The sequence below is a fragment of the Caenimonas soli genome, assembly GCF_013155545.1.
In the GTDB taxonomy this organism is placed as follows: domain Bacteria; phylum Pseudomonadota; class Gammaproteobacteria; order Burkholderiales; family Burkholderiaceae_C; genus Ramlibacter; species Ramlibacter soli.
The window spans coordinates 1-18,527 of record NZ_JABJVV010000012.1 but is presented as its reverse complement, the minus strand read 5'-3'; the positions used below and the strand labels follow the sequence as shown (position 1 = coordinate 18,527).

Annotated in this window: 22 protein-coding genes; 12 read left to right on the top strand and 10 right to left on the bottom strand. The window is 65.8% G+C overall.

All coding sequences use genetic code 11. The annotated features are described in order from the left end of the window. Positions 1–25: 25 nt before the first annotated feature. From HNE04_RS18470 to HNE04_RS18445, 7 genes are all read right to left on the bottom strand, one after another. Positions 26–208: a DUF2970 domain-containing protein gene (locus tag HNE04_RS18470; protein WP_172222380.1), complete on the bottom strand. Its 183-nt coding sequence runs from the start codon at positions 206–208 to the stop codon at positions 26–28. A gap of 82 nt (positions 209–290) precedes the next feature. Further along, the gene (locus tag HNE04_RS18465) at positions 291–860 is read right to left on the bottom strand and encodes a cytochrome c oxidase assembly protein (protein ID WP_172222377.1); all 570 of its coding nucleotides are present in this window, start codon (positions 858–860) and stop codon (positions 291–293) included. A 7-nt stretch (positions 861–867) separates the two neighbouring features. Beyond that, a complete protein-coding gene (locus HNE04_RS28130; RefSeq protein ID WP_235965162.1) occupies positions 868–978 on the bottom strand; it encodes a cytochrome oxidase small assembly protein in 111 nt (36 codons plus the stop codon). Between the two features lie 18 nt (positions 979–996). Continuing rightward, positions 997–2,715 carry a cytochrome c oxidase subunit I gene (gene ctaD, locus HNE04_RS18460; protein WP_172222374.1) on the bottom strand — a complete coding sequence of 573 codons (1,719 nt, stop codon included), beginning with the start codon at positions 2,713–2,715 and terminating at the stop codon, positions 997–999. A gap of 20 nt (positions 2,716–2,735) precedes the next feature. After that, positions 2,736–3,896, bottom strand: a complete 1,161-nt coding sequence (gene coxB, locus HNE04_RS18455) for a cytochrome c oxidase subunit II (protein ID WP_172222372.1) — start codon at positions 3,894–3,896, stop codon at positions 2,736–2,738. A gap of 57 nt (positions 3,897–3,953) precedes the next feature. After that, the gene (locus HNE04_RS18450; protein WP_172222369.1) at positions 3,954–4,430 is read right to left on the bottom strand and encodes a DUF2244 domain-containing protein; all 477 of its coding nucleotides are present in this window, start codon (positions 4,428–4,430) and stop codon (positions 3,954–3,956) included. 69 nt (positions 4,431–4,499) lie between these two features. Beyond that, positions 4,500–5,393, bottom strand: a complete 894-nt coding sequence (locus HNE04_RS18445; RefSeq protein ID WP_172222366.1) for a methyltransferase domain-containing protein — start codon at positions 5,391–5,393, stop codon at positions 4,500–4,502. Between the two features lie 26 nt (positions 5,394–5,419). Between HNE04_RS18445 and HNE04_RS18440 the strand changes: the two genes are divergently transcribed. The 3 genes from HNE04_RS18440 to HNE04_RS18430 all read left to right on the top strand — a co-directional run bounded on the left by HNE04_RS18440 (position 5,420) and on the right by HNE04_RS18430 (position 7,262). After that, the gene (locus HNE04_RS18440) at positions 5,420–6,124 is read left to right on the top strand and encodes a ComF family protein (protein ID WP_172222363.1); all 705 of its coding nucleotides are present in this window, start codon (positions 5,420–5,422) and stop codon (positions 6,122–6,124) included. Continuing rightward, on the top strand, positions 6,124–6,612 hold the full coding sequence (locus tag HNE04_RS18435; RefSeq protein WP_172222361.1) for a tRNA (cytidine(34)-2'-O)-methyltransferase: 489 nt from the start codon (positions 6,124–6,126) through the stop codon (positions 6,610–6,612). Before HNE04_RS18440 ends, HNE04_RS18435 begins: the two co-directional genes overlap by 1 nt. 134 nt (positions 6,613–6,746) lie before the next feature. Continuing rightward, positions 6,747–7,262 (top strand): DUF1269 domain-containing protein, encoded by a 516-nt coding sequence (locus HNE04_RS18430; RefSeq protein WP_172222358.1) that lies wholly within the window; start codon positions 6,747–6,749, stop codon positions 7,260–7,262. Positions 7,263–7,313: 51 nt separating this feature from the next. Here HNE04_RS18430 and HNE04_RS18425 read toward each other — a convergent pair whose 3' ends face one another. Then, positions 7,314–7,850: a hypothetical protein gene (locus tag HNE04_RS18425; RefSeq protein ID WP_172222356.1), complete on the bottom strand. Its 537-nt coding sequence runs from the start codon at positions 7,848–7,850 to the stop codon at positions 7,314–7,316. Positions 7,851–7,994: 144 nt separating this feature from the next. Between HNE04_RS18425 and HNE04_RS18420 the strand changes: the two genes are divergently transcribed. From HNE04_RS18420 to HNE04_RS18395, 6 genes are all read left to right on the top strand, one after another. Beyond that, positions 7,995–9,347 carry a c-type cytochrome gene (locus HNE04_RS18420; protein ID WP_172222353.1) on the top strand — a complete coding sequence of 451 codons (1,353 nt, stop codon included), beginning with the start codon at positions 7,995–7,997 and terminating at the stop codon, positions 9,345–9,347. A 13-nt stretch (positions 9,348–9,360) separates the two neighbouring features. Next, entirely contained in the window at positions 9,361–11,166 is a 1,806-nt protein-coding gene (locus HNE04_RS18415; RefSeq protein ID WP_172222351.1) for a cytochrome c oxidase subunit I, read from the top strand. Further along, positions 11,163–11,861, top strand: a complete 699-nt coding sequence (locus tag HNE04_RS18410) for a cytochrome c oxidase subunit 3 (RefSeq protein WP_172222348.1) — start codon at positions 11,163–11,165, stop codon at positions 11,859–11,861. Before HNE04_RS18415 ends, HNE04_RS18410 begins: the two co-directional genes overlap by 4 nt. A gap of 34 nt (positions 11,862–11,895) precedes the next feature. Continuing rightward, positions 11,896–12,618 carry a heme-copper oxidase subunit III family protein gene (locus tag HNE04_RS18405; protein ID WP_172222346.1) on the top strand — a complete coding sequence of 241 codons (723 nt, stop codon included), beginning with the start codon at positions 11,896–11,898 and terminating at the stop codon, positions 12,616–12,618. A 15-nt stretch (positions 12,619–12,633) separates the two neighbouring features. Further along, on the top strand, positions 12,634–13,029 hold the full coding sequence (locus HNE04_RS18400) for a cytochrome C oxidase subunit IV family protein (protein ID WP_172222343.1): 396 nt from the start codon (positions 12,634–12,636) through the stop codon (positions 13,027–13,029). A gap of 84 nt (positions 13,030–13,113) precedes the next feature. After that, positions 13,114–13,389: a hypothetical protein gene (locus HNE04_RS18395; protein WP_172222341.1), complete on the top strand. Its 276-nt coding sequence runs from the start codon at positions 13,114–13,116 to the stop codon at positions 13,387–13,389. Positions 13,390–13,417: 28 nt separating this feature from the next. Here the strand turns inward: HNE04_RS18395 and HNE04_RS18390 are convergent, their stop codons facing one another. After that, on the bottom strand, positions 13,418–13,873 hold the full coding sequence (locus tag HNE04_RS18390; RefSeq protein ID WP_172222338.1) for a MaoC family dehydratase: 456 nt from the start codon (positions 13,871–13,873) through the stop codon (positions 13,418–13,420). Positions 13,874–13,902: 29 nt separating this feature from the next. After that, entirely contained in the window at positions 13,903–14,520 is a 618-nt protein-coding gene (locus HNE04_RS18385; RefSeq protein WP_172222336.1) for a ParA family protein, read from the bottom strand. Between the two features lie 36 nt (positions 14,521–14,556). On the opposite strand from HNE04_RS18385, the gene kefF reads away from it, so the two are divergent. From kefF to HNE04_RS18370, 3 genes are all read left to right on the top strand, one after another. Beyond that, complete coding sequence (gene kefF / locus HNE04_RS18380) at positions 14,557–15,195, top strand: glutathione-regulated potassium-efflux system oxidoreductase KefF (protein WP_172222333.1); 639 nt, start codon at positions 14,557–14,559, stop codon at positions 15,193–15,195. Then, positions 15,195–17,036: a glutathione-regulated potassium-efflux system protein KefC gene (gene kefC, locus HNE04_RS18375; protein ID WP_172222331.1), complete on the top strand. Its 1,842-nt coding sequence runs from the start codon at positions 15,195–15,197 to the stop codon at positions 17,034–17,036. Before kefF ends, kefC begins: the two co-directional genes overlap by 1 nt. A 151-nt stretch (positions 17,037–17,187) precedes the next feature. Beyond that, the coding region (locus HNE04_RS18370; RefSeq protein WP_172222328.1) for a PAS domain-containing protein at positions 17,188–18,527 on the top strand (1,340 nt) is incomplete at its 3' end.

Below are 18,527 nucleotides of genomic sequence, written 5' to 3'. Positions count from 1 at the left end.
TTTTTATCTTGAATTCTGTTTGTGACTACTTCGCCACCACCCAATTGACCAGCAGCACCAGACCGCCCACGAAGAGCGCCACGCCCACGAGGGCCACGACGATGATGTGGAGCGGATTGAGCTTGCTCAGGTCTTCCTGGTAACCGCTGTTCTTGCGGATGCCGATGAACGACCAGGCAACCGCCTTGATGGTGCGCACGATGTTCATAGCAGTGCCCCCACGCTTGTCACTGCGTGTACTGCGCTGCCCCCCAAGGGGGCCTTCACGTCTTCGGGCGGCCGTGCGACGTTCATATCGGCGCCGGCGGGGTCTTGCCGCCTACCTCGAAGAAGGTATAGGACAGCGTGATGGTGGTCACGTCTTTCGACAGCTTGGGGTCGATCACGAACGCGACCGGCCATTGTTTTTTCTCGCCCGGCTCCAGCACGTACTGGGTGAAGCAGAAGCACTCGAGCTTGTTGAAATGCGCGGCGGCCTGGTGGGGCGCATAGCTGGGAATGGCCTGGGCCGCCATGCGCCGGTTCTGCACGTTCTGGAACTCGTACATCACCGTTGCCAGCTGGCCCGGATGAACCTGGATTGACCGCTGCGCCGGCTTGAACTCCCAGGGGCCGCGCGAATTGGCGTCGAACTCCACGGTGATGGTGCGGCTGGTGTCGACCTGGGTGTTGAGCTTCACGTCGGCGCCCGCGCTTCCGCCACCGGGCACCTGCCGCTCGGACAGCGACAGGATGTTGATGCCCGTGGCCTCGCAGATGTGCTTGTAGATGGGGATCAGCGCGTAGCCGAAGGCGAACATGCCGGCCGCGACCACGGCCAGCTTGCCCACCATCTTGACGTTTTCGGCGCGGATGCTCATGGACGGCTCAATGCGACAGCATCACCATCTTGGCTATGAAGCCGATCAGGAACGTGGCCGCGATCGACGCCAGCACCAGGGCCATGCGCAGATTGCTTTTCTTCTGCTCGGGGGTCATGTGCACTGCTCCGGGCGATCAGTGAAAGCTGCCGTCAGGCTGCTGCTGCGGCGGCGGCATGTGCAGGCCCGGCGCGTGGCGCCCAGGGTGCACGCGGGCGTCCAGCACCTTGGTGGCCGTCGCGTCCAGCCGCGGGGGCGTCTCGAAGGTGTGGAAAGGAGCCGGCGACGGCACTTCCCACTCCAGGCCCTCGGCGCCCTTGCCGTCCGGATCGTTCCACGGACGCTGCGGCGCGGGCTCGCCCTGGCCGCGCATGCAAGGCACCACGATCCAGAAGAAGAAGTAGACCTGCGCCAAGCCGAAGGCGAAACCGCCCACCGAGGCCAGCGCGTTGAAGTCGGCGAACTGCATCGGGTAGTCGGCGTAGCGGCGGGGCATGCCGGCCAGGCCCAGGAAGTGCATCGGGAAGAAGGTGATGTTGAAGGCGATCAGCGACCACCAGAAGTGGATCTTGCCGCGCGATTCGTTGTACATCACGCCCGTCCACTTGGGCACCCAGTAGTAGAAGCCGGCGAACATGGCGTAGAGCGAGCCGGCCACCAGCACGTAGTGGAAGTGGGCCACCACGTAGTAGGTGTCCTGCAGCAGCAGGTCGATCGGCGCCATGGCCAGGATCAGGCCGGTGAAGCCACCCATGGTGAACACGAAGATGAAGCCGACCGCGAACAGCATGGGGGTCTCGAAGGTCATCGAGCCCTGCCACATGGTGGCGATCCAGTTGAAGATCTTCACTGCCGTGGGCACGGCAATCAGCATGGTCGCGTACATGAAGAACAGCTGGCCCGTCACCGGCATGCCGGTGGTGAACATGTGGTGCGCCCAGACGATGAACGACAGGATGGCGATCGAGCTGGTGGCGTACACCATCGAGGCGTAGCCGAACAGGCGCTTGCGCGCGAACGCGGGAACCACCTGGCTGACGATGCCGAAGGCCGGCAAGATCATGATGTAGACCTCGGGGTGGCCGAAGAACCAGAAGATGTGCTGGTACATCACCGGGTCGCCGCCGCCGGCGGGGTTGAAGAAGGTGGTGCCGAAGTGGCGGTCGGTCAGCGTCATGGTGATCGCGCCGGCCAGCACGGGCATCACGGCGATCAGCAGGTAGGCGGTGATCAGCCAGGTCCAGGCGAACATCGGCATCTTCATCAACGACATGCCGGGCGCGCGCATGTTCAGGATGGTGACGATGATGTTGATCGAGCCCATGATCGACGAGGCGCCCAGGATGTGCATCGCGAAGATGCCGGCGTCCATCGACGGACCCATCTGCAGCGTCAGCGGCGCGTACAGCGTCCAGCCGGCGGCGGGTGCGCCGCCGGGCATGAAGAACGAGCCAACCAGCATCAGGCCGGCCGGGATCAACAGCCAGAAGCTGAAGTTGTTCATGCGGGCGAAGGCCATGTCAGCCGCGCCGATCTGCAGCGGGATCATCCAGTTGGCGAAGCCCACGAAGGCCGGCATGATGGCGCCGAACACCATGATCAGGCCGTGCATGGTGGTGAGCTGGTTGAACAGCTCGGGATTGACCACCTGCAGGCCGGGCTGGAACAGCTCCATGCGGATCAGCATCGCCAGGGCGCCGCCGAACATCAGCATGAAGAAGGAGAACAGCAGGTACAGCGTGCCGATGTCCTTGTGGTTCGTCGCAAACACCCAGCGGCGCCAGCCATGCGGGTGTGCATGGTGTTCGTCGTCGTGGGCGTGGGGGTGGGCGTGAGGGTCTAGAACGGCGCTCATCTTGATTTCCTAATATGCGATTACTTGCCGCGCTGGGCCAGGACTTCGGACGGCTGCACCAGCTGGCCGGTCTTGTTGGACCAGGTGTTCTTGGTGTAGCTCACCACGGCTGCGATGTCGGTGTCCGACAACTGTTTCCAGGCCGGCATGGCACCCTTGCCGTTCAGCACGATATGGAGCTGCTTGGCCTTGTCGGCGTCGAGCACGACAGGCGAGCCGTCCAGGGCCTTGATGGGGCCGGCGCCCTTGCCGTTGGCCTGGTGGCAGGCGGCGCAGTTGGCCGCATAGACCTTTTCGCCGCGCTTGTTGATGTCGTCCAGCGTCCAGACCTTGCTCGGGTCGTCCTGCTTGGCCGCCAGCTTCTTCTTCTCGCCGTCCACCCACAGGCTGTACTGCTCGGCCGTCACCACCTTCACGTGGATCGGCATGTAGGCGTGCTCCTTGCCGCACAGCTCATAGCACTGGCCGTAGAAGTCGCCGGCCTTTTCGCTGCGGAACCAGGTGTCGCGCACGAAGCCCGGAATCGCATCCTGCTTGACGCCGAAGGCCGGGACGCCCCAGGCATGGATCACGTCGTTGGCCGTCGTGATGATGCGGACCTTCTTGTTGACGGGCACGACCAGCGGGTTGTCGACCTTGAGCAGGTAGTCGTCGGGCACCTGGCCTTTGGCGCCGTCGTTCGAGATTTCGCGGTGCGTGGCATCCAGCGTGGACAGGAAGGAAACGCCTTCGCCCTCCCCCTTGAGGTAGTCGTAACCCCATTTCCACTGGTAGCCCGTGGCCTTGATGGTCAGGTCGGCGTTGGTGGTGTCCTTGGACGCGACCAGCACCTTGGTCGCCGGCAGCGCCATGCCGATGACGATGAGGAAGGGGATGATGGTCCAGATCACCTCGACGGTGACGGATTCATGGAAATTGGCCGCCTTGTGGCCCAGCGACTTGCGGTGCTTCCAGATGGAATAGAACATCACACTGAAGACCAGGATGAAGATCACTATGCAGGCGATGAGCATGAACCAGTGCAGCCAGGCCTGCTCGACCGCGATGCGGGTCACCGCAGGGTGGAGGTTGAGCTGGCGCACCGCGGGGCCGCCGGGCAGGTCGTTGACCGCATGGGCCGCCGGACTGAGCGCGCCCAGGGCGAGCAGCAGCGAAGCCAATTTATTGGAAATGCTCTTCATGGTTTTTACTAGCTATAGCCTCAAATCAAAACCTGACCCGCCCTCGCCGGGCCTTCTCTAAACCCCGCGCAGCGCCCTTCTGATCTCCTGCGCCAACTCCGGACGCAGTTCCGGTCGCACATAGCGCCCCACGCTCACACTCTGGCCCTGGCCGGACAGCTCGATCAGCGACCGCCCGCCCGCGCCGGGTTCGACGCGAACCGAGTCGCGGTCGAACCGAGCGCTGCGCAGGCGTCCCGCGCTCTCCAACTCGACCACCAGCCGGCGCCCCTCGAGTGAAATCGTCTCGCCATCGCTCGCATGCCGGGCATAGGCCAGGAACGCGATCCCGACACCGGCCAGCTCAGCCCCGGCAAACGGAAGGATCAGTATCGCCCCCTGGACCCAGAAAAAAGTGGCTATTCCCAACGACACGACGCACAGCGAGGCATAAAACCAGCCCAATTGGGCCGGCGTGACCGAGCAGTTGCGCTTCAAGAACCAGCGTATGGCCTGGCCCTCGACAGTGGCGAAACGAAATACCGGATTCGGCACGGGTGACGCTCAAAAATCAACCCGGCATTGTAGCGCGGGTTCCCCCTAGGGCCCGAGCCCGCGGGGTGCCTATCGGCGCGGGTGCTTGTCGGCCCCCAACAAGGCCCGCATGTCCTCGAGCGAGACGGCGCTGTGCTCGCTCATTCGCACCCTGGGCGCGGGTTTGAGCGCATGGCCGTAGATGATCTCGAAGGTCAGGGCCAGCCGGCCGTCGGCTCCGCGCAACGAACGGGCCAGTTCCTGCTCGAACCGGGCCCGCCAGCCACGGCCGCGCAAGGCCGGGAAGCGCCCGGGGTGGAGGTTGGCGCCGAGTTCGCGCAATTCCTCCAGCAGCCGCGCGGGCGTCTCCCAGGTCAGGGTGATCCGCTCCATGTCCATCACCGGCTCGGCAAAGCCGGCGTGGACCAGCATGTCGCCCCAATCGTGCATATCGGTGAATTCGTGGGCCGGAGGCGGCCAGCCGAGCGCGGCATACAGCGCCCGCAGCTCACGCAAGGTGTCCGGCCCCAGGCAGGAGAACATCAGAAAGCCGTCGGTTGCCAGCGCGCGATGCCATTGCGCTATCAGCGCCTGCGGATCGGCGGACATGTGCAGCGCCATGTTGGCCCAGAGCATCTGGACCGAGGCGTCGGGCAGGGGCCCATGGTGCAGCGTGGGCCCCGTCAAGCGCCGCCACCACGGCCTGGCGGCGCGCTCCAGCGCCACCGTGGCGCGGCTTTCCCGGCCTTCGGCCACGAAGCACTCGGCCTTGGGATAGCGCCGCTCCAGCAGCGCCTGCGCCTCCAGGCCGCCGCGCACCGGCTCCCAGTGGCCCCAGGCCTTGGGCGCCATGCGGATCCATTGGAGCCGGTCTTCCATACGGCGCGCCACTTCCTCGTGCAGCCAAGGCGAGCGCGCGGGCGCGGCGCTGTCCCAGTGCCGCGCGGCAACGGGGTCGATGGTGGGCGGGCGTTGGTCGGCCATGAGGTGCGAACGAGTATATTGATCCGATGATGCGGCACTTGATCGAAGGGCTTGCGGCCGCCCTGCCCGGACAGTGCGCCGTTTGCCACGCCTGGCCCGCCCAGCCGCTGTGCGAGGCCTGCGTCGCCCGCTTCGCCCAGCCCCAGCCGCGCTGCCGGCGCTGCGCCATCCCGGTCGCCGCGGGAATTCATCAATGCGGCCGCTGCCTGGGCGCGCCGCCGCCGCTGGACGCCTGCCATGCCGCCGTCTCGTACGAGTTCCCCTGGTCGGCGTTGATCGCCAACTACAAGTTCAATGGCCAGCCCGGCTGGGCACGCGGCTTCGCCACCCTGATGCGCAGCGCGCCCTGGGTGGAACCGGCACTGGAAGAAGCCGACATCGTGGTTGCGATGCCGCTGTCCGTGCAGCGCCTGGCCGAGCGCGGCTTCAACCAGGCCCTGTTGCTGGCCCGCGCCCTGGCAGCGCCCAAGACCGACGGGCGCTTGCTGTTGCGGGTGCGGCATACCGCCGCGCAGGCGGCACTTGATCGCCAGGCGCGCCTGGGCAACGTGCAGGGCGCCTTCGCCGTCGATCCGCTGCGCGCAACGCAGCTGCGCGGCAAGCGTGTGGTGGTCATCGACGACGTGATGACCAGCGGGGCCTCCCTCTTCACGGCCGCCGAGGTGCTGCGGCAAGCCGGCGCGGGACGCGTCACGGCCCTGGTGCTGGCCCGCACGGACGAGGCCCACTGATGTTCAACATTGTCCTGGTCGAGCCCGAGATCCCGCCCAATACCGGCAACGTCATCCGGCTGGCGGCCAACACCGGCTGCACGCTCCATCTGGTCGAGCCGCTGGGCTTTTCCATGGAAGACAGGCTGATGCGGCGCGCGGGCCTGGACTATCACGAATACGCCGATGTCCGGCGCCATGCCGGCTGGCAGCAATTCCTCGATGCGCAGCAACCCGAACCGGCGCGCCTGTTCGTCCTCACGACCAAGGGCACGCGGCTGGTGCACGAGATGGCGTTTCGGCCGGGCGACTGGCTGGTGTTCGGCGCCGAGACCCGCGGCCTGGCGCCCGAAGTGCGTGACTCGGTGCCACCGGAGCAGCGGCTGAAGCTGCCGATGCGGCCCGGCCAGCGCAGCCTGAATCTTTCCAACGCGGTCGCCGTCACCGTGTTCGAGGCCTGGCGCCAAAACGGCTTCGGTGCGGGCGGGTCGGCCATGCCTTCGCCGTAGCCCACCTCAGCTGTTCAATGCGCAAGCCGCACCAGGCGGCACTGCAGGCCGGCACGCTTGCGCCCGCTTGTTCTCAGGCGTATAAGTCGCCCATGGTCTGCCCCGTGTCACGCGCGTGACGGAAGGATGGTCCCATGAAGCAGCGTACCTATTGGCTATTGCCCGACCTGGCGAGTGCCAGGCGGATGATGACTGACCTGCGGGCGGCAGGGGTAGAGACGCGGCATATCCATTTCGCGGGCCGCGACGGCCTGGACATGACCGGCTTGCACGCCGCCAACGTGCTGCAAACCTCGGACGTGGTCCATGCGGCGAAGACGGGCCTGGTGCTGGGCAGCGTCACAGGCATCTGCGCCGGCCTGTTGGTCGCCCTGTATTTCCCGATCGTCGGCGATGGACCCCAGTGGGAGGCCGCCGGCGTACTGGCGGTTTTGGGTGGCGCGGTCGGCGCCTGGTCGTCCAGCATGATCGGCATCTCCATCCCCAGCCCCCGGCTCGAGCGATTCGAGAACGCCCTTGCGCAAGGGGGAATCTTGCTGATGGTCGATGTACGCCAGTCGCAGGCGCAGGCCATGGCGTCCCTGCTGCAGGCCGCGCACCCGGAGGCCCATTTCGCGGGGACGGAGCGCCATGCCCCGGCGTCCCCCTGACGCCCTACAGGATGCCAGCACAAGAAATCGCCCATGGCCACCGCAGCCCGTTCAACAAGAAACGTCACGTCCACCGACAGCCTTCCAGTGCTGCTCGATCTGCCGGGCATCCTCATCGGAGCGGGCTTCAACCATCATCAGAATACCGCCGTCTTTGATGCCTGCTTCGTAGAGGCGGACGCGCTCTTGCGGAATGCCCCAATGGCCGAGCGCTCCAATGAGCCCGGCTACGAGGCCGGCGGCGCCGGCACTCGCCAGCGCCGCGGCGATAGGGCCCGCCACGACAAAGCCAAGGGCGGGCAGCGCCAATGCGGCGCCCACGGCGGCGAAGATCGTGACCAGCATTTCGACCCGCCCGCCCGTCGGGCCTCCAAGCTCACCGCCCTCCGCCTCCCTGCGCGTCAGCTGCGTCGTGGTCCCGCTGTCATCGGAAACGAGTCGTTTGCGCGTGTCCTCGGACATGACGACGTTCACTTCGGCCGTCGCATAGCCGCGCTCGACGCAGGCCTGGTAGGCGCGTTCAGCGCTTTGGCCGTCGCTGAACAAGCCCGTGATCATTCGGCGGTTGCCGCTGGGTGATGCAGTCATCGTGAAGACCTCCATGCTGCCCCTCGCCCTCAACACAGTGAGCATAGGCTTGCGCCCTCGCCCCGAAAAGCGAAAACCCTTGCTTGGCAAGGGCGAAGCTATCAGGCGTGAAAGATCGTGCTCTGCGGCGGGGCCACGCTAGCCATGCCGATCGCCATCGCATTGATCGTCCTGGCCCTCGGCTCGGTGCTGTTCCACTTCCTGAGCCCCTGGTACTTCACGCCGATCGCCTCCAACTGGGGCACCATCGACACCACGATCGCCATCACCTTCTGGGTGACAGGGATCGTGTTCGTGGCAATCAGTCTGTTCATGGCGTGGGCGGTGATCCGCTACCGGCACCGCGAGGACGCGCGCGCAGCGTACGAGCCGGAGAACAAGAAGCTCGAGTGGTGGCTCCTGGTCTTCACCGGTGTTGGCGTGGCCGCCATGCTGGCCCCCGGCCTCCTGGTCTGGGCGGACGTCATCCACGTGCCGAAGAACGCCCAGACTGTGGAAGTCCTGGCCCAGCAGTGGCACTGGAGTTATCGCCTGCCGGGCAAGGACGGCAAGCTGGGGACCGTGCACTCCCGCTTCGTGAGCGACGCCAACCCCTTCGGGATGAATCCAGCCGATCCGAACGGCCGTGACGACGTGCTGTTGGCGACTCCCGAGGTTCATGTTCCTCTGGGCCAGCCGATCAAGCTGCTGCTGCGCTCCAAGGACGTGCTCCACAACTTCTCGGTGGCCCAGCTGCGCGTCAAGATGGACATGGTGCCCGGCCTGGTCACGTATACCTGGTTCACGCCGACGCGAACGGGGTCCTTCGACCTGCTGTGCGAGGAACTCTGCGGCGTCGGGCACTTCGCGATGCGTGGCAGGCTCGTGGTGGACGAGCCTGCCGCCTTCCAGGCCTGGCTGGACCGCCAGACAACGTATGCGCAGGCACACGCCCGGCCCCCCGGCAACGCCGTGGCCGGCAAGGCTTCGTATGCGGCATGTGCCGCCTGCCATGGCGCCAACGGCGAGGGCAACGTCGCGCTGAATGCGCCGCGCCTCGGCGGACAGGGCGCCTGGTACCTGGAGCGGCAGCTGAGGCTGTTCAAGCAAGGCGCCCGCGGCACGCACGAGAAGGACGTGTTCGGCAAGATGATGGCGCCCATGGCCGCCACGCTCGCGGACGATGCCGCGATCGCCGATGTCGCGGCCTACATCGCGAGCCTGCCGGACGCGCCGGCGGCGACAACGATCAAGGGTGATGTGAACAAGGGCCGCCAGCGCTACGCGACGTGCGCCGCCTGCCACGGCGCCGACGGGCGCGGGTTCGCGGCGACCAATGCCCCCAGGCTGCAAGGCATGAGCGACTGGTACATGGCCACGCAGCTGAAGAATTTCAGGGACGGTGTCCGCGGCGCGCATGCGCAGGACATCTACGGCGCACAGATGGCGCTGATCGCCGGCATGCTGGCTGACGATGCGGCGATCGGCGACATCCTGGCCTACATCAACTCGCGGTGACGCGGAGACGGCGATGACTACTTACGTTGCGCACGAGGAATCGGAATTCGCACCGCCTGCGGAGGTCGGCGAGGTCGAGCTCTACCACCCGAAGACTTTCATCGGCAAGTACATCTGGAGCCAGGATGCGAAGGTGATCGCGATCCAGTACGCGGTCACCGCGATCGGGATCGGGCTGGTCGCGATGGTGCTCTCGTGGCTGATGCGCCTGCAGCTCGGTTTTCCGGGCAGCGTCAGCTTCATCGACCCGAGCACCTACCTCCAGTTGGTCAGCATGCACGGGATGATCATGGTGATCTACCTGCTCACGGCGCTGTTCCTGGGCGGTTTCGGCAACTACCTGATCCCGCTGATGGTCGGGGCCCGCGACATGGTGTTTCCCTACGTGAACATGGTCAGCTACTGGCTGTACCTGCTGGCGGTGCTGCTGCTCGTCGCGAGCTTCTTCGTGCCCGGAGGGCCGAGCGGCGCCGGCTGGACGCTGTACCCGCCGCAGGCCATCCTGGAAGGCACGCCGGGAGCGCACTGGGGCATCATCCTGCTGCTCGTTTCGCTGGGGGTCTTCGTCATCGGCTTCACCATGGGCGGCCTGAACTACGTGGTGACCGTGCTGCAGGCCCGCACCCGCGGCATGACGATGATGCGGCTTCCGCTGACCGTGTGGGGCATCTTCATGGCGACCATCCTGGCGTTGCTGGCATTTCCCGCCCTGTTCGTCAGCGCCATCATGATGCTGCTGGACCTGACGCTGGGCACCAGCTTCTTCATGCCCGCACTCGTCTCGAAGGGGCAGCAACTGAGCTACACGGGCGGCAATCCGCTGCTGTTCCAGCACCTGTTCTGGTTCTTCGGCCACCCCGAGGTCTATATCGTGGCGCTGCCCGCCTTCGGCATCGTGTCCGACCTGATCAGCACCCACGCCAGGAAGAACATCTTCGGCTACCGCATGATGGTCTGGGCCATCCTGGTGATCGGCGGACTGAGCTTCATCGTCTGGGCACACCACATGTACGTGAGCGGCATGAACCCGTACTTCGGCTTCTTCTTCGCCACGACCACGCTGGTCATCGCGGTTCCCACCGCCATCAAGGTCTACAACTGGGTGCTGACGCTGTGGCGCGGCAACATACACCTCACGGTCCCGATGCTGTTCGCCATCGCGTTCATCTTCACCTTCGTCAATGGCGGCCTGACCGGCCTGTTCCTGGGCAACGTGGTGGTGGATCTGCCGCTGTCGGACACGATGTTCGTCGTGGCGCATTTCCACATGGTGATGGGGATCGCGCCGGTGCTGACGGTGTTCGGGGCCATCTACCACTGGTACCCGAAGGTCACCGGGCGCATGCTGAACGACACGATGGGCAAGATCCACTTCTGGATCACCTTCATCGGGACCTACGCGATCTTCTACCCGATGCACTACCTGGGCTTCATGGGCATCCCGCGCCGCTACTACGCCATAGGGGGCACGAACTTCATCCCCGACTCGGCGCACTTGCTGAACGCATGGATCTCGATCGCCGCCTTCGTGGTGGGCGCCGCACAGATCGTGTTCCTGTACAACCTGGTGGCCAGCTACTTCAGGGGCAGGCCAGCCGGCCCCAATCCCTGGAACGCCACCACGCTCGAATGGCAAACGGCGCACACCCCGCCCAAGCACGGAAACTTCGGCAAGGAATTGCCGGCCGTCTATCGCTGGGCCTACGACTACGGCGTTCCGGGCCTCAAGACCGACTTCATCCCGCAGAACGTCCCGCCTTCGGACGTCGCAGCCGAAGCCTGGGCCAGGCCCGAAGCCGGCGGAAAGGTGCCGGCATGACCATCGGCCTGGTTTTCCTCACCCTGATGATGGCCGTCATCGTGTGGTGGCTGTTCCGGCAGACGATCAACGTGCAGCCGTGGCAGGCGCAGGCCGCAGTTGTCAACGTGCGCGGCGTCGCGGGGGCCCGGCCCGCGGTCAAGACGGCCTTGTGGGTGTTCCTCGCCGTGGCCACGTCGCTGTTCGTGCTGTTCGTGAGCGCCTATGCGATGCGCCTGAGCTTCGCGGACTGGACGCCGCTGCCCCAGCCCAGGCTGCTGATGCTGAACACCGCGCTGCTGATCTGCGCGAGTCTGGCGATGGAGTGGACGGTGTATGCCGCCCGGCGCGCCGACCCGGGCAACGTGCGGCGCGGCCTGGGGGCCAGCGGCCTGCTGACCTTCGGCTTCCTCGCCGGGCAGCTGTTCGTCTGGAAGCAATTCAGCGACGCCGGCTACTTCGTCTCGACCAGTGCCGCCACCGCCTTCTTCTATCTGTTTACCGCAGTGCACGGCCTGCACGTGCTCGGCGGCCTCGTGGCATGGGCCCGCGCATCGGCCAGGGCGTGGCGGGGAACGGACCCGGCCAAGGTCAGGCTCGGCGTCGAGCTGTGCGCGACCTACTGGCATTTCCTGCTCGCCGTCTGGGTGGTGCTGTATGCGCTGCTCGTGTCGGAAGGCATAGGGCTGGCGATCTGCTCGTCGGCGCCGCTGTGACCGCCATGTCCGCAGACCCAAGGAGCCGAACCTCATGACGACGCACGAAGCACCCGCAACGACAGGAGCGCTGCCCCCGGCCGGTGCCTGGCAAAGCGTCGTCGCAGACGTGTCCTCGGATCAACGCGTCTTCAAGGGCGTGCCGTGGGGCAAGCCGATGATGTGGATCTTCCTGCTCAGCGACACCTTCATCTTCGGCAGTTTCCTGATCTCGTACATGACGGTGCGCATATCCACCCCCGTCCCCTGGCCCAATCCGAGCGAAGTTTTCTCGCTGACGATGTTCGGGCGGAACGTTCCGCTGCTGCTGATCGCGATCATGACCTTTGTCCTGATCAGCAGCAGCGGCACGATGGCCCTGGCGGTGAATTTCGGCTATCGGCGCGACCGCAGGACGACCTTCATCCTGCTGATTGCGACGGCGATCCTGGGCGCCACCTTCGTCGGGATGCAGGCGTTCGAGTGGTCCAAGCTGATCCACGAAGGGGTACGCCCCTGGACCAACCCCTGGGGCGCGGCCCAGTTCGGATCATCGTTCTTCATGATCACCGGCTTCCACGGCACGCACGTGACGATCGGCGTGATCTTCCTGGTGATCACGGCGTTGAAGGTGCTGCGCGGCGATCTCGATCGGGAGCGGCCGGGCTTCCTGACCCGCCGCCGGGGCAACTACGAGATCGTCGAAATCCTGGGCCTGTACTGGCACTTCGTGGACCTGGTATGGGTTTTCATCTTCGCGTTTTTCTATCTCTGGTAGCACAGGGGCAACACAATGGATAACACCGACCACTCACATGCCGCGCCTGCCGGGGAGCACCCCGTTGCACACGCCCAGGGCCAGCAGCATCCGCTCGGCGTCTACTTCAAGATCTGGGGTCTGCTGTTCGTCCTCAGCGCGGCGTCCTACATGGTCGACTACTTTCACGTCCAGGGCCTGCTGCGGTGGTCGCTGATCATCGTGTTCATGCTGCTGAAGGCGGGCTTGATCGTGGCCGTCTTCATGCACATGATGTGGGAGCGGCTCGCGCTGATCTACGCCATCCTGGTGCCGCCCTTGTTGCTGATGGTGCTGCTGGGGATCGGAGCGCTGGAGGCCGACTACACGTGGCTGACGCGCGGCACGTTCTTCGCCCCCGAGGCACAGCAGCCGGCGCCGCCTGCCCACTAGGACCAGGCGCATTCCTTTACACATCCGGCCGCCGGCGCGGCGCGTAAAGAGGGCATGTTCAACCCGCATGAAAGGAACATTCCCATGAATGCCAAGCAATTCGCCGCCATCGCCGCGCTCAGCGCCGTCTCGGTCATCCCGGCGCACGCCGATGAAGCCGACGGCTCCCAGTACGCCCTCCGCATCAGTTCGAGCAGTTCATCCGCGCAGGTCAAGGCGCAAGCCCGTCAGGCCGACAAGATCAGCAACGGGGGCACCGGCTTCATTGGCGTTGCCAAGTCGGGCCTCAGCCGCGAGCAGGTCAGGATGGCCGCGATCGAGGCACAACGCCAGGGTCGGATCCAGCGCGGGGAAATGTGACCGGCAGCCGGTTCGCAGGTACGCGCCGCTAGGGATAGCGGCGCGTCAGCGACTCCGCGATGCACACGGGCTTGTCGCTGCCCTCGCGCTCCACGGTCACCAGCCAGGTCATCTGAACGCCGTCGTTGTCTATGGCCTCGCAGGCCAGCAGTTTCATGCGCGCGCGCAGTCGGCTGCCCACCGGCACCGGCGCGGTGAACCGCACCTTGTTGAGGCCGTAGTTGACGCCCATGCGGCTGTCTTTGATCTCCATCGAGGTTTCGAAGAATCTCGGGAGCAGCGACAGCGTGAGGAAGCCGTGTGCAATGGGCGCGCCGAACGGGCCGGCCTTGGCCTTTTCCACGTCCACGTGGATCCACTGGTGGTCGCCCGTGGCCTTGGCGAACAGGTCGACCTGTTCCTGGGTGACGGTGAGCCAGTCGCTGACGGCGACTTCATGGCCCACCAGCGCGGGCAGTTCGGCAAGACTCTGGAGGGTTTTCATGCCTCCAATGTAGCAAGGCGGCCTGGACTTCAGTTGTCCAGCCAGCGACAGACGCCTTCCCACTGGGCCAGATCGCGCTCCACCCGGCCGGGCGCCACGTCGAACACCGTCAGGCCGCGGGCCGCCAGGTGGATGTAGTTCTGGGTATGGCGCAGATAGCCCAGCACCGGCAGGCCCAGGCTGTCGACGAATTCCTGCAGCTTGTCGGCGGCAATGGTGCGCGGGTCGACCCGCATGCCGACGATGCCCACCTGCATCTTGCTGGCCTTGCGGTGCTCGGCCAGTTCGTCCAGGAAGGCGCGGGTCGCGAAAATATCGAAGATGCTCGGCTGCAAGGGCACGACCACCTTGTCGGCCAGCTGCATCACTTCCTCGAACTTCTTGCCGTGCAGGCCGGCGGGGGTGTCCAGTACCACATGGGTCGTCCCCTTCGGAGGCTTGGCGATATTGCCCTGCCCCAGGTCCCAGGTGCTGAGCGGCCTGGCCGCCGGCGGGCGCAGGCCCAGCCACAGGCGCGAGGACTGCTGGCGATCGGCGTCTCCCAGCATCACCGAATGGCCCTTGCCGGCAAAGTAGCCCGCGATATTGGTAGCCATGGTGGATTTCCCGACTCCGCCCTTGGGATTGGCAACGACCACAACCGGCATGATGGGGCTCCTATCACTTTGCGCTATGTTAGCGGTATGGATGAGTTGACAACAGAAGGGCTTTCCAGTGGTGTCCTGGTACTCGCCGCGCACCCCAATTGGCGTGAGTCGCGGGTCAACCGCCGCCTGCTCGAGGCGGCTCGAAGCGTTCCGGGCGTGCAGGTCAGCGACCTGTATGCGAGGTACGCCGACTACGACATCGACGTGCCCGCCGAACAGGCGCTGGCGGCGCGCGCGCCGCTGATCGTGCTGATGCACCCGATCCAGTGGTATTCGATGCCCGCGCTGCTCAAACTCTGGCTGGATGAAGTGCTCACTTATGGCTGGGCCTATGGCCAGGGCGGCACGGCCCTGAAAGGCAAAGACCTTTGGCTGGTAGCCACCACCGGCGGGCCCGAGAGCTCCTACCACCCGCAAAGCTACAATCGCTACTTCTTCGACGCCTTCCTGCCGCCGTACGAGCAGACCGCCGCGCTGTGCGGCATGCGCTTTTTGCCGCCCCTCATGCTGCACGGGGCCCGCCGGGCCAACGAAGAGGCCGTGGCCAGCCACGTGCAAGTCTTCCAGGATCGCCTGCGCAGCTATCCGCAATGGCCCGAGCTCGACGAGCTCGAGCCATTGCCAGAGTGCGAAGTGCCCACTACCGACAGGCCGAGCGCCGGCGGAGCCCGCTGATGGAACACGCGCCGGCCTGGCTGACCAACAGCCTGATCTATCTGAGCGCGGCGGTGATCGCCGTGCCGCTGTCGCGCGCCCTCGGCCTGGGCTCCATCATTGGCTATCTGGCCGCGGGCATCGCCATCGGGCCCTGGGGCCTGGGCCTGGTGCGCAACGTCGAGGACATCCTGCATTTCGCCGAGTTCGGCGTGGTGCTGATGCTGTTCCTGGTGGGGCTGGAACTGGAGCCGCGCCGCCTGTGGAGCCTGCGCCGGCCGATCTTCGGCTGGGGCAGCGCCCAGGTGCTCGGATGCGCCGTCCTGCTATGCGCGGCCGCCATCGCGGCCGGCGTGCCGTGGCGGATCGGCCTGGTTGCCGCGCTGGGACTGGCCCTTTCTTCGACCGCGATCGCCTTGCAGGTGATGGGCGAGCGCAACCTGCTGCCGACCTCCAGCGGGCAGGCCGGCTTTTCCATCCTGCTGTTCCAGGACGTCGCCGCCATCCCCATTCTTGCCCTGCTGCCCCTTCTGGGCGGCGTGTCCGAAGCCAACGACACGGCCGCTGCCAGCCTCTGGCTCGAGGCGGCCAAGATTGTCGCCGTCGTCGGCGGCATCGTGCTGGGCGGGCGCCTGCTGCTGCGCCCGCTGCTGCGCTGGATCGCCAAGAGCAACACGCCCGAGATCTTTACCGCGGCGTCGCTGCTGCTGGTCGTGGCCATCGCCGCGCTGATGCAATTGGTGGGCCTGTCGATGGCGCTGGGGGCCTTTCTGGCGGGCGTGCTGCTGGCCGAAAGCGAGTACCGGCGCGAGCTGGAAACCGACATCGAGCCGTTCAAGGGCCTGCTGCTGGGCCTGTTCTTCATCGCCGTGGGAATGAGCATCGACTTCGGGGTGCTGCTCAAGTCGCCGGGGCTCATGGCGCTGGTCGTGCTGGCCTTTCTTGCGATCAAGGCCCTGGTGATCTGGGGCGTCGCGCGCGGCATCGGCTTGCCGGTGCAGGAGCGGCCGGTGTTCATCCTGCTGCTGGCGCAAGGCGGCGAGTTCGCCTTCGTCGTGTTCCAGGCCGCTGCGGGCGCCCGGGTCATTTCGCCCGAGACCTCCTCCCTGCTCGTTGGCGCCGTCGCCGTGTCGATGCTGCTCAGCCCCTTGCTGCTGGTGGCCGTCGACAAGTTGCTGCTGCCCCGCTATGCCAACTGCAACACGCCCCAGCTGGACGAGATCAGCCAGCCGCAGAACGCGCCGATCATCATCGCCGGGTTCGGGCGCTACGGCCAGATCGTCGGCCGCATGCTGAACGCGCAGGGCATCGCCGCCACCGTGCTGGACCACGACGCCGACATGATCGAGGCGGCGCGTTCGTTCGGCTACAAGGTGTTCTACGGCGACGCCACGCGGCTTGATCTGCTGCGCATCGCCGGCGCGCAAACGGCCAAGGTGCTGGTCGTCGCCGTCGACGACATCGAACAGTCGCTCGCCATCGTCGACCTGGCGCGCGAACACTTTCCCCATCTCGAGCTGGTGGCGCGAGCGCGCGACGTGGTGCACTGGAACGCGCTGCGCGACCGCGGCGTGACCCGGGTCGAACGCGAAGTGTTCGAATCCAGCCTACGCAGCGCCCGCACGGTGCTGGAAGTGCTGGGCTTCGCCCCGCACGAGGCCCGGTCCCAGGCCATGCGGTTCCGGCGCCACAACCTCCAGCTGTTCGAACAGATGTACCCGCATCACAGGGACCGGGCCAAGGTGATCGCCGTGATCAAGCAGGGACGCCAGCAGCTCGAGGAACAGATGGCGCAGGAACGCGCCGAGCGCGAGCAACGCCGGCGCGAGGAGCCCGAGCGGCCCCGTGGTTGGGGCGGTTAGGGCCCCGCCCTGCGCTGCAAATCCCTAGTCCCCTTAAGCAATTTGCTTAACCGTCGCAACCCTCGCGATGGTCTCATGAGATTTTGACTCGACAATGAGAAACCAAGACAGGGCAGGCACAGACGCCAAAAGAAGTTTTCGTCGCCGGGCGGTGCTGATCGTACTGATCGGCGCCCTGCTGCTGTCGGGCGTGCTGGCGTACAGCCATACGTCGATTTCGCACTTCCAGGATGTGGATGCGCGATCCAAGGCCCATGCCGAGCGCACGGCCGAAATCAGCATGACGCTGGCCCGGCTCAGGGACAGCATCGGCTACGGCGGCTTCATCCACAATTTCAAGAATCTGATAGCGCGGCGGGACCGGCTGCGCTATGAGCCCCTCATCGAGCGCAACCTGACCGACTTGAACCGGGACCTGGATCGGCTCGACCAGATGCTTCAAGCGCCGGGCGAGCGCGCGGCGCTGCTGCAGTTGCGCCGGACCTTCGTTGAGTACGCCGGCAAATACCGGCTGGCGTTGCGGATGCTCGGCGACGGGGCCGGTTCGGCGCAGGTCGACGCGACGACGGACGTTTCCGATGCGCAAGCAATCGAGGCGCTGCAGTATCTGGTTGCGCAAGTCAGTGAACGATTGCTCGAAGACCGGCGCGAGGGACAGCAGGCGCGTGATTCCACCTTGCGCCTGCTTCAGTTGGCCGTGGCGCTCAGGGTTGTCGTTGTCCTGGCCGCGATGGGGGCGCTACTGTTGTTCCTGCGGCGCGTTGCGGTCGCGGACGAGAACGTCCAGCGAACCCAGGCCGAAGCCATCCGAAGCGCGCAACTTTTGCGCAGCTCCATCGATACGATGGAAGATGCGTTCGCGCTGTTCGACCAGGACGACCGCCTGGCCCTGTGCAACCAGCGCTACCGCGACATGTATCCACTGTGTGCCGACTTCATGGTGCCCGGCACCACCTTCGAAGCCATCGTGCGCGCCGGTGCAGAGCGCGGCCAATACGACGCAGCGATCGGGCGCGCGGACGCCTGGGTGGCAGAGCGCATGGCGATTCACCATCAGCCCACGTCGCAGCTGACGCAGCGGCTGACCAACGGACGAGTCCTGCGCATCGTCGAGCGCCGCACGCCCGAAGGCTACACGGTGGGCTTTCGCATCGACATCACCGAAATCGTGCGGGCCAAGGAGATCGCGGAGGATGCGACCCGCATGAAGTCGGACTTCCTGGCCAACATGAGCCACGAGATCCGCACGCCCATGAACGCGATCATCGGCTTGTCGCACCTGGTGCTCAAGACCGACCTGACGGCGCGCCAGCGCGACTACATCGCCAAGGTCCAGACCTCGGGCCAGCACCTGCTGGGCGTGATCAACGACATCCTGGACTTCTCCAAGGTCGAGGCCGGCAAGCTGGACCTGGAGCACACGGACTTCGAGCTCGAAAGGCTGCTGGACAACACCGGCAACCTGATCAGCGAGAAGAGCCATGCCAAGGG

Bases quoted from the DNA above. Each gene is read 5' to 3' on its own strand.
- HNE04_RS18470 (WP_172222380.1), bottom strand. From the start codon at position 208: ATGAACATCGTGCGCACCATCAAGGCGGTTGCCTGGTCGTTCATCGGC.
- HNE04_RS18465 (WP_172222377.1), bottom strand. From the start codon at position 860: ATGAGCATCCGCGCCGAAAACGTCAAGATGGTGGGCAAGCTGGCCGTG.
- HNE04_RS28130 (WP_235965162.1), bottom strand. From the start codon at position 978: ATGACCCCCGAGCAGAAGAAAAGCAATCTGCGCATGGCCCTGGTGCTG.
- ctaD (WP_172222374.1), bottom strand. From the start codon at position 2,715: ATGAGCGCCGTTCTAGACCCTCACGCCCACCCCCACGCCCACGACGAC.
- coxB (WP_172222372.1), bottom strand. From the start codon at position 3,896: ATGAAGAGCATTTCCAATAAATTGGCTTCGCTGCTGCTCGCCCTGGGC.
- HNE04_RS18445 (WP_172222366.1), bottom strand. From the start codon at position 5,393: ATGGCCGACCAACGCCCGCCCACCATCGACCCCGTTGCCGCGCGGCAC.
- HNE04_RS18440 (WP_172222363.1), top strand. From the start codon at position 5,420: ATGATGCGGCACTTGATCGAAGGGCTTGCGGCCGCCCTGCCCGGACAG.
- HNE04_RS18435 (WP_172222361.1), top strand. From the start codon at position 6,124: ATGTTCAACATTGTCCTGGTCGAGCCCGAGATCCCGCCCAATACCGGC.
- HNE04_RS18430 (WP_172222358.1), top strand. From the start codon at position 6,747: ATGAAGCAGCGTACCTATTGGCTATTGCCCGACCTGGCGAGTGCCAGG.
- HNE04_RS18425 (WP_172222356.1), bottom strand. From the start codon at position 7,850: ATGACTGCATCACCCAGCGGCAACCGCCGAATGATCACGGGCTTGTTC.
- HNE04_RS18420 (WP_172222353.1), top strand. From the start codon at position 7,995: ATGCCGATCGCCATCGCATTGATCGTCCTGGCCCTCGGCTCGGTGCTG.
- HNE04_RS18415 (WP_172222351.1), top strand. From the start codon at position 9,361: ATGACTACTTACGTTGCGCACGAGGAATCGGAATTCGCACCGCCTGCG.
- HNE04_RS18410 (WP_172222348.1), top strand. From the start codon at position 11,163: ATGACCATCGGCCTGGTTTTCCTCACCCTGATGATGGCCGTCATCGTG.
- HNE04_RS18405 (WP_172222346.1), top strand. From the start codon at position 11,896: ATGACGACGCACGAAGCACCCGCAACGACAGGAGCGCTGCCCCCGGCC.
- HNE04_RS18400 (WP_172222343.1), top strand. From the start codon at position 12,634: ATGGATAACACCGACCACTCACATGCCGCGCCTGCCGGGGAGCACCCC.
- HNE04_RS18395 (WP_172222341.1), top strand. From the start codon at position 13,114: ATGAATGCCAAGCAATTCGCCGCCATCGCCGCGCTCAGCGCCGTCTCG.
- HNE04_RS18390 (WP_172222338.1), bottom strand. From the start codon at position 13,873: ATGAAAACCCTCCAGAGTCTTGCCGAACTGCCCGCGCTGGTGGGCCAT.
- HNE04_RS18385 (WP_172222336.1), bottom strand. From the start codon at position 14,520: ATGCCGGTTGTGGTCGTTGCCAATCCCAAGGGCGGAGTCGGGAAATCC.
- kefF (WP_172222333.1), top strand. From the start codon at position 14,557: ATGGATGAGTTGACAACAGAAGGGCTTTCCAGTGGTGTCCTGGTACTC.
- kefC (WP_172222331.1), top strand. From the start codon at position 15,195: ATGGAACACGCGCCGGCCTGGCTGACCAACAGCCTGATCTATCTGAGC.